Here is a 12285-nt window from a genome sequence, read left to right as displayed (position 1 = left end):
GCGCTTGGGGCGCACTCGCCGACGGAGGTGCCTTTTCACTCCTTCAGAACGACCGGACCGTAGGTGTCGGCGTATTCGAGCGCGAGTTCCAGCTTCAGCCTGTTCGGTCCGACGGGGCGGCCGAGCAACTCCTCGGCGCGCTGGATGCGGTAACGCACGGTGTTCTTATGCACGCCGAGCGCCCGAGCAGCCGCGTCCGGACTGCGGTTCACGGTCAGATAGCCGCGCAGCGTCCGGCGCAGCATTGCGGAGGCTGCGTCGGTACCGTCAAGGCCGCGCAGTTCACGGGAAACCAGCGCCCTCGCCGCGTCGGGATGGCCGTCGAGCAGGTGGACAATTTCGACGTCCCCATAGCAAATGAGCTGAGTCTCGGCCGGTCGAGATTCCGAGATATGTTGAGCAGCAATAGCTTCGGTGTGACTTTGCCGAAATCCCTGAATTCCCTTGCTCGGGTTACCAATCGCGATCCGGATCCCGGCCGGGATGTCCGGACCGATGTCCAATGCAGTGAGATCCGGCTCGACTTCCGCCGCCAGCCATGCCCAGAGCCCTCGCGATCCGGACGGCACAGTAAGCATTTGCCGAGCCCCGATCTTGGCCGCAACCGTACGGGCGGCGGAGTCCAGAACGCCGATCTCGTCCTCGGCCTGATTCGACTGTGTGTCCTCGAGCCACAGCACAAGTGCGGTGTTATGCACGAGCAAGGGGTAATTCAAACGATTCGAGGCTGCCACGGCATCGGCGATCTCGCCTCGGATGATCGCCTGCACCGTTTCTGCCTGCCGGGCGAACGCGCCGCTCAATCCCCGCTCTCGTTCCTCGCTGTAGGTATCCGCGAGTACCTCCAATGAGACGTTAAGCCAGTGATTCGCTCGCTCCAGTAGCCGAATCAGGACTTTCGGTTCCAATACCGGGTCGGTGATGCGCTCACTTGCTGTTTCCGCGGCGAATCTCAGCAGAGCTTTCTGGCCGACTCGGTAGATCTGCATCAATACCCTCAGATGCAGGCCCCGTCGGGCGATTGTGCGCGCGAGACCATGTGCCGCGGGTGGGAGGTCCACCTCCGCGGAGTCTCCGGTGAGCCAGACCAGCAGTGCGCGCCCTTGGTCACGGGTGCTGGCATCGAGGTCCCGTCGCAACTCTCGGTCCGCGGAAACCTCGGGAACCTCGGCCACTATCACGGCGTCGAACCTCGCGACGAGACCATCCAGGGTGCCGGGCACCAGCGCCTCCGCAGCGAACTCCCGGAGCCAGGCAAGCACCATGTCGTCAGCGGACACGTCGATACCTCCTTCTAATTGGACCCAGAGCACAAATGACGAGGGCCCAATTGGCTGATTTCGCTAAGAAACGTGCGGATTGGTTGTGCAATTCTAATAGGAAGTGTCGTGCATCATAGGAGGCGGGGTTCACATGAGATCCGGAAGCAAGGCGCACACGAGGTGCGACGACATCGACGTGCACTGCCCCGCCGACGGCCGCCTCGTCGCGCGTGTACCGGACGAGAGTTCCGAGGCAGTGACCGATGCCGTCCGTCGACTGCGCGCCCACCAACCCGAGTGGGAAGCGCTGGGGCCGAAAGGAAGGGCCGCGTGGCTGCGGAAGCTGCGGGACTGGCTTCTCGACAATGAGCGCCACCTCATCGACGTGCTGCGGTCCGAGACCGGGAAGCCACGTGCCGAAGCAGCCATCGAGCCTGCGCTCGCGTGCGACCTGATCAACTACTTCGCGGACAACGCCGGCAAATTTCTCGCCGACGAGCGGGTGAAACCGCACGGGCCGCTGTCGATGACAAAGCGACTGATCAAGACCGTCCGCCCCTACCCGGTGGTCGGTGTGATCACCCCGTGGAACTTCCCGCTCGCGATGCCGGCGATGGACATCATACCGGCGCTGCTCGCTGGTGCGGCGGTGCTGCTCAAGCCGTCTGAGGTAACGCCGTTGTCAGCCGTCGAACTAGCTCGGGGATGGTCGGAAATCGGTGCACCCCCGGTCTTCTCGGTACTCACTGGCCTCGGCGACACGGGTGCAGCGGTAGTGGATTCGGTGGACTTCGTGCAGTTCACCGGCTCCACCCTGACCGGTCGAGCGATCGCCGTGCGGGCCGCAGAGCGGCTGGTGCCATGCAGTCTCGAACTCGGCGGCAAAGATCCGGCCATCGTGCTGGCGGATGCGGACCTGGACCGCGCGGCATCCGGAATCGCTTGGGGCGGACTGTTCAACGCCGGACAGGTGTGCGTGTCGATCGAACGCGTTTACGTCGAGGCGCCCGTGTACGACGAATTCGTCGCGCGACTGGTGGCACTCGTCGGCTCGCTCCGACAGGGTGACGACGGCGACGGGTATCGGATCGATGTCGGTGCGATGGCTACACAGGCCCAGCGTGACCTCGTTGCCCGACACGTCGCCGACGCTGTGGACGGCGGCGCCACGGCGCTGACCGGCGGCAAGGCCGGGAGCGCTGGCACCTTCTTCGAGCCGACGGTCCTCGTCGACGTGAACCATTCGATGGCCTGTATCCGGGAGGAGACGTTCGGGCCCACGATCCCGGTGGTGAAGGTCGCCGACGCCGACGAAGCCGCGCGCCTGGCCAACGATTCCGAGTACGGCCTGTCCGCGACGGTGTGGTGCGGAGATCGGGCCCGCGGCGAGGCGATCGCGCGCCGGCTCGAAGCCGGCGCGGTGAACATCAACGACGCCTTCTCCAACCTGTTCGCGCTGGGGTTACCGCACGGGGGATGGAAGCAGTCTGGTCTCGGCGCGCGATTCGGTGGTGAATATGGAGTTCGGAAGTACACCCGGCAGCAGGCGATCACGGTGCCGCGCGGACCCGCAATGAAGCGGGAGTTGCTCTGGTATCCGTACGCACCCGGCCGCGGTCGTCTCGTCGGCCGGGTGCTGCGCGCCCTCGTCGCGCGCGACCCGCGCCGCCGCCTGTCCGTGACAAGCCGCTCGAACTCCCTGTAACGACGACAGAAGGACAGAAGGAAAATGACACAATCTCGGCACGGTCGCGTCATCGCGATCACCGGCGGTGCCCGCGGAATCGGGTTCGCGACCGCCACGGCCCTGACCAGGCTCGGCGCGAAGGTGGCGATCGGGGACATAGACGAGGACAAGCTGAAGGAGTCCGCGACCGAACTCGGCCTGGTCAGCTACCGGAAGCTCGACGTGACGGACGCCGAATCGTTCGGGGCCTTCCTCGACGACGTGGAAGCAACGCTCGGACCTATCGACGTGCTCGTAAACAACGCCGGCATCATGCCCGCCGGCCGAATCGCGGACGAGCCCGATGCAGTCACCCGCCGGATCCTCGATATCAATGTCCTCGGGGTGATCACCGGTTCCAAACTGGCTGTTCGGCGAATGCTGCCGCGCGGCCGTGGGCACGTGGTCAATATCGCCTCACTCGCAGGCGAAATCTACACCCCAGGGCTGGCCACCTACTGCGCCAGCAAATATGCCGTCGTCGGCTTCACGGACGCGGCGCGGGTGGAGCACCGCGGAACGGGAATCGAGTTTTCCGCGGTGCTCCCGTCTTTCGTCAACACCGAGCTGACTGCCGGCACCAAGGGGCTCCCTGGACTCAAGAACGCCGAGCCGGAGGACATTGCGCGTGCCATCGTGGCATTGATCGAATGCCCCAAACCGAAGGTGCGGGTGACCAAGCTCGTCGGCGCCCTCGCCGCGAGTCAGAAGTTCTTCCCTCGTCGGATCAGCGAAGCGCTCACCCGTGCGCTCCACACGGACAGAGTGTTTCTGGAAGACGTCGACATCACTGCGAGGCAGGCCTACGAAGAGCGGGCTCGTCACAGCTGAGCAGACTTTCGGATGCAGGTCATGCAGGTCACGAAGTCCCAGCCATGGGACGGTTATCGGGTGTTGAGTGTCTCATCCTTCGTCGTCGACGGCGGGGCGTCCTGGGAAGCCTTGCAGACTTGGGGCGATACCTAGATCATGAGGGTGAGGAAAGCCGCGATAGGTACAGCGCTCTTGTCGCGATCGCAACCATCGCCGGCGCCTACTCCGTTATTCATCACGCCGCCGACCCGATCGTGCCGATGGCATCGGGGTATTTAGAAGAGCATTCATCGAGCACGCAACTAGCTCGTCGGGGAACTCGGCGTGTCGTGAAAGGTGCGGAATACGGACAAGATCGTTGAGTGCTGTGCGAACCGCATTCACCAGCGCGAGTGCGTCTGCCTCGGTGACTTCTGAACGCGAGGTTCGTAGCCATTTGACCCATTCGGCGAGGTCGTCCTGGCGGATTCGCCGATCACGCTCGGCAGCACTAGCGGGGAGGTTGAGGGCTTCGGTAACTGAAACCGCGAACAGATCCGTTGCTTCGGTTGCGATACGAACATAACCTCTCACGAGGCCTTCGATGACCTGTTCATCGGAGGCGCTGTGATGCATGGCCCTGGAGCTCTCCAGGGCCATCCATTCCTGTACTCGGATGATCATGGCGGAAAGGATGTCGGCCTTGCTGTCGAAGTACCTGTAGACGGCAGGGCCTGCGATGCCGAACTCGTCGAGGCTGACTCCACCGAATCCGCGCTCCCGGAACGCGTGCGCCGCTGCTGCGATGATCTGTTCGCGACGTGATGTACCTGGTCGTTCGTTTGCGACTGGAGCCTCCGCCGCTGGCGCATCGCGGGGCTCGGGTGACGCTGACGCGAATTCGGGGGTATGGATGGCTGCCAACGCAGCAGACACCAGTAGTGGGGACAGGCGACGCTGCGACAGTGACCGGTCGCAGTGCCCTGGGCTGGTGATGATGCTCACCGCCATCCACGCGCGTACGTCGGCACCGAATCTGCTCTTGGAGGGATCGGCTTTTTCAATGGCCCTTCGCACCGCGCCTCCGATGCGACGAGTACCCTCGCGCACTCGCTCGAAGTCATCGGCGGTGAGGTGCCGTGCTTCTCGCTGCCATAGGGGGCCGAGTCGAAGGCTCTCCAGTGATGCCTCGACCATTCGCGTCAATAACTCCTCTAAGCTGCAGACGCCGGTTTCGGAGCGCTCGGCGGATTGGGCTGCCATGAGCAGTCGGTCCTGGTCTTCGAGGACCACCTGCGACAGTAGATCCTGCTTGTTGGCGAAGTGCCGGTAGATCGCCCGTGCGGTGACGTCGGTTGCCTCAGCGATGTCTTCCATCCGCACGGCGTGAAACCCGTATTTCGTGAACAATTCACTGGCGTTGTGGAGTATCTGCGCACGCCGGTCACTGGGTCGCCGGCGCGTGGCAGTGGACGCCTTCACAGTTTGCGATGCGGTCACGACGCCCCCTTTCCTCCTCGAGGCCCATATGGAATGCACACGATGTCCGGACTGGCGGCGCAGCCGTTAATACAGCCTTCTGACGATATACCGGCGGCGGACGGTCCCCCGCAGTATCCCGCACTGCCGCCGTTCGAGGGCCGATCAGACACAATGCCTCCTCCCACGCGAGGCGGCGCAGGCGCACTGCGCCCGAGCGTAGGTGAAGTCTCCACTACGGCCGCAGTCCGAACAGTATGCACAACTTGCGATAAGGGTCATGGACAACTTCCTTTTCATGATGCTACCTGCTTGATTCGATGAAAGATACGTTCGCCTGACATTTTCGGCTCAAGACCCGGGGACGCGCCCCCTCGCACTGCCGCGGTTCACTCGCGGATCGGCAGCACTCGCGGCCTGGTATTTGCGGCCCTAACAGGTCATATGCATCCGAATGAACGAAAAATCAACCATGCATCCTCTGAACTCTCCGGCTCTGAGCAGTTTCACATTCTCAGATAAGAGCTATTGACATACCCACGGAGCGGGGCCTACTAATGTGAGTAGCAGCACACCCGGTTAGTGAAGCAAACCACTAAGGATCAAGGACATGCTTCCTCACGGAGGCGACCATCCGCACCCGGCCGGTCACAGCTTCTGCTTTACGTCCGTTCGAACAAAGGAACTTCGATGAAGGATCTGCAATTTCTGCAATGGAAGACCGATCAGAAGGTAGGCACGGTCTGGCTTACCCGCCCGCCGGTCAACGCGGTCACCCGGGAGATGTACGCAGAGATCAAGTGGTTCTTCACCCACACGGAGGAGTACCTCCCCGAGGCTCGGGCGATCGTCTTGACCGGCGCCGGCAAGCACTTCTGCGGCGGCAACGATCTCACCGAATTCCAGACGATGACGCCGGAAAACGCCGGAGAGCGCATGCTTGCGGTCCGTGAAGCATTCTGGTCGATCTACGATTGCCCGTTGCCGGTGATCGCAGCTGTCCACGGAGTGGCCGTGGGCACCGGATTAGCCCTGGCAGCGTCGTGTGATCTGGTCGTGGCAGCCAAGGGCGCCACCTTCACGCTTCCCGAGGTCAACGTCGGTGTGATGGGCGGCGCCAAACATGCCTCACGCCTGGTACCGCAGCAGTTGGTCCGCTATCTGCACCTCACCGGCGAACCGCTGTCTGCCGAGGAACTCGCGCAGCAGGGCGGCGTCTTGAAAGTCGTCGATTCCGATCAGCTACTCGACGTAGCCTACGACGTGGCGGCCAAGATGGTCCGGCACTCCCCGGTCACGTTGCGGTTCGCCAAGCGCAGCCTCAATGCGATCGAATACCAGGACCTCAAGGGCGGCTACGAGTTCGAGCAGGGTCTTTCCGGCGAGTTGTCCGCTTACTCAGACGCCAAAGAGGCCGTAGCAGCATTCTTCGAGCATCGCGCACCGGCCTACACGGGAGCATGAGATGAATGCTGTTTCACCTGTGCCGGTCGAGCAGATCACCGCGATCGCCGATCTGCGGCGCGAGGCTCGGAGGTGGCTTGCCGAAACAGAGATCCCCACCGTGCCGTTGGAGCTGGAGGAACGGTTCAACGTCCTCCGTCGATGGCAGCGCACACTATTCGATGCCGGATGGATGGGGCTGGGATGGTCACGTGAAACCGGCGGACGTGGCCTCACCGCCCGGCACCAGCAAGTCTTCTCCGAGGAGCTGGCGCGCGCTCATGCACCCGCCCCTATCGGATTGATCGGCCTCGATGTGGTCGGCCCCTCGATCCACCGGTACGGTTCGTCCGAGCAGCGCTCCCGTTTTCTGCCACCGCTGCTCGCCGGCGAAGACATCTGGTGTCAGGGGTTCTCCGAACCCTCTGCCGGCTCCGACCTCGCATCACTGCGGACCCGCGCTCTTCGCCACGGGGACAAGTACGTCGTCAACGGACAGAAGGTCTGGACCAGTTGGGGCAATCAGGCCAGTTGGTGCGCACTGCTGTGCCGCACCGACCCCGACGCCGAACCCAAGCACGCCGGCATTTCCTACCTCATCGTCGACATGAGTTCCCCCGGAATCACCGTCCGTCCACTCGTCCAGATGACAGGCGATGCCGAATTCTGCGAGGTCTTCTTCGACAACGTCGAAGTCCCGGTCGGCAACCTGGTCGGCAAGGAAAACGACGGCTGGCGAATTGCCCTCGACACCCTGTCTCAGGAACGTGGCAACTATGCAATGCGCCGACAGGTGGAGATCGGCTGGGGTGTCGAGAAGACGATCGACGGACTACGAGGTACCTCCCCGGAATCGACGACCAATCGTCGGATCAGCACTGCCATCGGAGAGTCACACGTGGCGCTGCGGGTGTTGGATGCTCAGATCCGCCGAACTGTGCAACGCCTGATCGACGAAGAGGGACCACATCCGCTCGACTCGATCGACAAGCTCGTCCTCAACGACGCAGAGCAGGTGGTCGGTCGCGCCCTCGCCGATCTCCTCGGACCGTTCCGCCTCGACACCGAATCACAACCTCTCGGGCTGAACGCCGCGCAGTTGATTCACGATCACTACTTCTCGCGTGCCGCATCGATATACGGCGGTACATCACAGATCCAACGCAACATCGTTGCCGAGCGGCTGCTCGGCCTACCCAGGAGCTGATGATGAGTCTCACCGCACCTGACGTGGATCTCGTCACCCCGATCCGCGAATTCTTTGACCGCCGTGTCACATCCGACTACCGTCATGCCCTGCTCAGCGGGGGCGGCTGGGACCCGGATCTGATGGCCGAACTCGACGGCCTCGGCTGGTTCGAGCTGACCCGCCCCGAAAACCGCGGTGGTCTAGGAATCGACCTGACCGCGGTCGCCGGTCTGATCGCCTTGGTCGGTGATCGGCTCGTACCCGGCCCCCTGGTCGAGCAACTGATCCTGCCGGCGTACCTCGACATTCCCGAAGGTTCGCTCGTCGCATTCGCCGACCCTGCCGTCACCCTCGACTGGGCATCCTCGATCGGTTCCGTGCACATGAAATCGGGGCAGATCCAGGGAACGATCGAACTCGTACGCTTCGGCGCCGAGGCCGACTCGCTGGTACTGGCAGTCGACGGCCCGGACGGACCGGCGCTGCTGCTCCTACCGGGCAGCGACCCGGCGCTGGCGCTCACGCCGATCACCAGTTCTGATCCCACATCGCATTACGTGCGCCTGGAGATCGCATCGCGAACTGTCACCGCCGCCGAGATCCTCGCCACCGGAATCGAAGCGGCCACACTCCTACGACAGATCCGGGCATGGTTCCGGCTTCTCAGCGCCTGCGAAATCAGTGGTATCGCCCGCCGTATGCTAGAGAAAACTGTCGAGTACGTCGCGCAGCGCCAGCAATTCGGCAAGCCCGTCGGATCATTCCAAGCCGTGAAACACATTGCGGCGTCGATGGCACAGGCGACCATCTCGATAGAGGCGCTCTGCGAGGCAACGGTTTCCGATATTGCCTCTGCCGAGGTTGATTTCGACATCGAGATGGCAACGTGGACGGCCAAGGCCTATGCCGCCGGCGCCGGACGACAGGTGGTCGAGGACGCCTTGCAGTTGCATGGCGGGATCGGCTTCACCACCGAATACGACCTACACTGGTACTACCGCCGCGTCCTCGCCCTGCGAACCTGGTATGGGGACGAGCACGAACTCCACGCACTCATCGGTTCGCGGCGCCTGACCGACGGATTCGACCGATGATCACCGCAACTCACACCGATTCCGCGCGCCGCGACCGCTACCTCACCAGCGGCGAGTGGACCCACAGCACGATCGATTCTGCTTTGGCCGAGTATGCACACCATCACCCCGATCGGCTGGCTGTGGTCGATGGCGATCGTCAGGTCAGTTATGCCGAACTCGACGCCATGATCCGCCAGTTGGCCGGCGTGCTACTCGAACGTGGGATCCGGCCGGGCGACTCGGTGGTCTGGCAGTTGCCGAACTGGCTTGAAGCGATCGTCGTACATCACGGTGCGCTGCGGATCGGCGCCGTCTCCACCCCGATCATCCCGATCTATCGACATCGCGAAGTGCAGTTCATTCTGAAGCAATCGCGAGCGCGTATCGCGTTTGCGCCCGGCATGTTCCGCACCTTCGACCACCGCGGGATGTTCGACGAGCTGGCGCCCACGCTTCCCGACCTCGAGCATGTGATCACCGTTCGCGGTTCCGCCAACGAGTTCGACCACCTCCTCTCGGAAGCAACTCCACTCGACAATCCCGTCGAGCAGGCCAGCACCGATATCGCATTGCTTCTGTACACATCCGGAACCACCTCCGATCCGAAGGGTGCTCTACACACCCACGAAAGCCTGGATTACGAGAACCGGAGCATCATCGAACTCTTCGATCTGACCGGCGAGGACATCGTGTACATGCCCTCACCGGTCGGTCACATCACCGGCATTCTGTACGGACTGCAGTTGCCGTTCATGCTCGGCAGCCATGTCGTGTTCCAAGATATCTGGGACCCCGGCGCCGGCCTGGAGTTGCTGCAACGCCGACGCTGCACGTTCGTCATCGGTGCCACACCCTTCTTGCACGGACTGGTACACCACCCGGATCGCGCCGAGTACGACATCACCCTGCGGGTTTTTGGTTGCGGTGGCGCCGACGTACCCCCCGAACTGATCCGGCAGGCCGAGGAGCAGCTGGGCTGCACCGCGACCCGCATCTACGGATCGACCGAATTCCCGACTCTGTCCGGCGGAAACGCGAGCGATCCGCTTGACAAGCGCGCCACCACAGACGGGCGTCCCATCGGGTCCGCAGAAGCGAGGACTGTCGATGAGCACGACACTCCGGTCCCCCCGGGCGCGGTCGGCGATCTGCAGGTTCGCGGCCCTGACCTGTTCACCGGATACCTCGATTCGACACTCAATGCGGATGCCTTCACCTCGGATGGCTGGTTTCGGACCGGTGATCTGGCGGTGATCGACGAGGACGGGTACATCCAGATCACCGGCCGGCGTAAGGACATCATCGTCCGGGGCGGGGAGAACATTTCCGCCAAGGAGATCGAAGACCTGCTCTTCGAATATCCCGGTATTGCCGATATCGCAGTGATCGGCATGCCCGACCCGATCATGGTCGAACGCATCTGCGCCTATGTGGTTCCGAGCGACCAGGCGCATCCACCTGCCCTGGACGAGCTCACGTCGTTCCTGCGCGAACATCGGATGGCTACCCAAAAGCTGCCCGAGCGGCTCGAAGTCGTCGAACAACTACCGCGGACGGCGACAGGCAAGATCCAAAAGTTCGTCCTGCGTGACCGAATCCGAGACGCTCTGATCTCCGACAACGCTGTCTGATCGCACTCCCCCATCTCCCTCGTACCCCTTCCGAAAGGAAAATCCCGTGAATACCACACTCCTCGAGGAGCTCGACGTCCTCGTCATCGGCGGCGGCTTCTCCGGCGTCTACCAGCTCGACCGGCTGCGCACCCTCGGTTATAACGTCAAGATCTACGAGGCCGGCACCGGACTCGGCGGCGTCTGGCATTGGAATTCCTATCCAGGTGCACGCGTCGATACCTGGGCGCCGGTCTACCAGTTCTCGCGTGAAGAGCTCTGGCGCGACTGGAACTGGAGCGAGATGTACCCCGGTCGTGACGAGCTGGTTCGCTACTTCGAATACGTCGACGAGAAGCTCGACCTGAGCAAAGACGTCCGCTACGAGACCCGTGTCCTGGCAGGCCGGTTCGATGAAGAAACCCATAAGTGGACATTGGTCTCCCGCAACGAGCGCACCGGTGAGGAATTCACCACCCAGGCGCGGTTCGTGATCATGTGTCTCGGTGCCGGCTCCAAGCCCCTCTTCCCCAACCTCCCTGGCCTCGAGAAGTTCGGGGGCGACTACTTCCACACAGCACGCTGGCCACTGGAGGGCTACGACCTTGCGGGCAAGCGGGTCGCCGTCATCGGCACCGGAGCCAGCGGCATCCAGGTAATCCAGGAGGCCTCGAAGGTCGCAGATCATCTGACGGTGTTCCAGCGCACCCCCAACACCGCGCTTCCGATGAATCAGCAAGCGCTCACTGAGGCGGACAATGCCGAGATGAAGAAGACCTACCCGGAGCGATTCGCCAACCGCAAGAACACCTGGGCCGGTTTCGATTATGACTTCCTCAAAGAGAACCTCCAGGATCTGAGCGAGGAACGTCGCAACGAAATACTCGAGGAACTCTGGACCAACGGTGGACTGCAGCCCTGGCTGGGTGGCTTCCTGAATGTCCTGTTCGACAAGGACGACAACGACATCCTGTATGCGTTCTGGCGGGACAAGACACGTCAACGTATCACCAGGCCGGAGCTGGTGGAACTGCTTGCACCGACCGAGCCGATCCATCCGTGGGGCGTCAAGCGTGTCTCCCTGGAGCAGAACTACTTCGAGAGCCTGTGCCGTGACGATGTCGAGCTCGTCGATTCCTCTGCCAATCCGATCCGGGAGGTCACCAGTGACGCCATCGTCACCGCGGACGGAACCCGACACGAAGTCGATGTCATCGTGCTGGCCACCGGCTTCGACTCGGTCACCGGAGGTTTGACTGCCATCGATATTCGCGGCACAAGCAATGAGACCTTCGAGGAGGTGTTCCGCGGCGGCAGCCGGACAGCACTGGGCAAGGCGACAGTAGGCTTCCCGAATCTTCTGTACGTCTACGGGCCCCAGAGCCCGAACGCATTCTGCAATGGTCCGACATGCGCCGAACTTGAAGGCGAACATCTGATCCAAATCGTCGAGCACATGCGGAACAACGGCTACACCCGTATCGAGGCCAAGCCGGAAGCCCAGCAATATTGGGGTGCGCATATCGCAGAGCTGACCTCGGCCACCCTTTTCCCGCTGGCCAAGTCTTGGTACATGGGCGCCAACGTGCCCGGCAAAACCGTCGAAATGCTCATGTATCCCGGCGGTCTTTCGGTATACCTCGAGATCCTCGAGAAGGCCGCTGCCGGTGGATATCAGGAGCAGTTCGAACTCGTCTGATCTCACCTG

9 protein-coding genes are annotated in these 12285 nt (G+C 62.6%); 7 read left to right on the top strand and 2 right to left on the bottom strand.

Features of this window, described 5'->3' with window-relative positions; translation table 11 throughout:
- Positions 1-35 precede the first annotated feature (35 nt).
- Positions 36-1280, bottom strand: a complete 1245-nt coding sequence (locus OYT95_RS22115; protein WP_268789067.1) for a PucR family transcriptional regulator — start codon at positions 1278-1280, stop codon at positions 36-38.
- A 133-nt stretch (positions 1281-1413) separates the two neighbouring features.
- Between OYT95_RS22115 and OYT95_RS22110 the strand changes: the two genes are divergently transcribed.
- Positions 1414-2967 (top strand): aldehyde dehydrogenase family protein, encoded by a 1554-nt coding sequence (locus OYT95_RS22110; RefSeq protein ID WP_128640816.1) that lies wholly within the window; start codon positions 1414-1416, stop codon positions 2965-2967.
- A gap of 24 nt (positions 2968-2991) precedes the next feature.
- Positions 2992-3819, top strand: a complete 828-nt coding sequence (locus OYT95_RS22105) for an SDR family oxidoreductase (protein ID WP_268789066.1) — start codon at positions 2992-2994, stop codon at positions 3817-3819.
- 210 nt (positions 3820-4029) lie between these two features.
- Here the strand turns inward: OYT95_RS22105 and OYT95_RS22100 are convergent, their stop codons facing one another.
- Positions 4030-5280 (bottom strand): TetR/AcrR family transcriptional regulator, encoded by a 1251-nt coding sequence (locus OYT95_RS22100; protein ID WP_268789065.1) that lies wholly within the window; start codon positions 5278-5280, stop codon positions 4030-4032.
- A gap of 669 nt (positions 5281-5949) precedes the next feature.
- Between OYT95_RS22100 and OYT95_RS22095 the strand changes: the two genes are divergently transcribed.
- The 5 genes from OYT95_RS22095 to OYT95_RS22075 are packed head-to-tail and all read left to right on the top strand — an operon-like array spanning position 5950 to position 12276.
- A complete protein-coding gene (locus tag OYT95_RS22095; RefSeq protein ID WP_128640813.1) occupies positions 5950-6723 on the top strand; it encodes an enoyl-CoA hydratase-related protein in 774 nt (257 codons plus the stop codon).
- Positions 6724-6742: 19 nt separating this feature from the next.
- The gene (locus OYT95_RS22090) at positions 6743-7909 is read left to right on the top strand and encodes an acyl-CoA dehydrogenase family protein (RefSeq protein WP_328286564.1); all 1167 of its coding nucleotides are present in this window, start codon (positions 6743-6745) and stop codon (positions 7907-7909) included.
- A 2-nt stretch (positions 7910-7911) separates the two neighbouring features.
- Positions 7912-8985 carry an acyl-CoA dehydrogenase family protein gene (locus OYT95_RS22085; RefSeq protein ID WP_268789063.1) on the top strand — a complete coding sequence of 358 codons (1074 nt, stop codon included), beginning with the start codon at positions 7912-7914 and terminating at the stop codon, positions 8983-8985.
- Positions 8982-10598, top strand: a complete 1617-nt coding sequence (locus tag OYT95_RS22080; RefSeq protein WP_268789062.1) for an AMP-binding protein — start codon at positions 8982-8984, stop codon at positions 10596-10598. Before OYT95_RS22085 ends, OYT95_RS22080 begins: the two co-directional genes overlap by 4 nt.
- Positions 10599-10644: 46 nt before the next feature.
- On the top strand, positions 10645-12276 hold the full coding sequence (locus OYT95_RS22075; protein ID WP_268789061.1) for a flavin-containing monooxygenase: 1632 nt from the start codon (positions 10645-10647) through the stop codon (positions 12274-12276).
- The last annotated feature ends 9 nt before the right edge of the window (positions 12277-12285 follow it).

The organism is Rhodococcus sp. JS3073, from assembly GCF_026810085.1.
In the GTDB taxonomy this organism is placed as follows: Bacteria; Actinomycetota; Actinomycetes; order Mycobacteriales; family Mycobacteriaceae; genus Rhodococcus_F; species Rhodococcus_F wratislaviensis.
The sequence above is the reverse complement of the archived record's forward strand: the minus strand, read 5'-3'. Positions and strand labels throughout refer to the sequence as shown.

Coding starts and splice junctions, on each gene's coding strand:
- OYT95_RS22095 (WP_128640813.1), top strand. CDS start 5,950: ATGAAGGATCTGCAATTTCTGCAATGGAAGACCGATCAGAAGGTAGGC.
- OYT95_RS22080 (WP_268789062.1), top strand. CDS start 8,982: ATGATCACCGCAACTCACACCGATTCCGCGCGCCGCGACCGCTACCTC.
- OYT95_RS22085 (WP_268789063.1), top strand. CDS start 7,912: ATGAGTCTCACCGCACCTGACGTGGATCTCGTCACCCCGATCCGCGAA.
- OYT95_RS22105 (WP_268789066.1), top strand. CDS start 2,992: ATGACACAATCTCGGCACGGTCGCGTCATCGCGATCACCGGCGGTGCC.
- OYT95_RS22110 (WP_128640816.1), top strand. CDS start 1,414: ATGAGATCCGGAAGCAAGGCGCACACGAGGTGCGACGACATCGACGTG.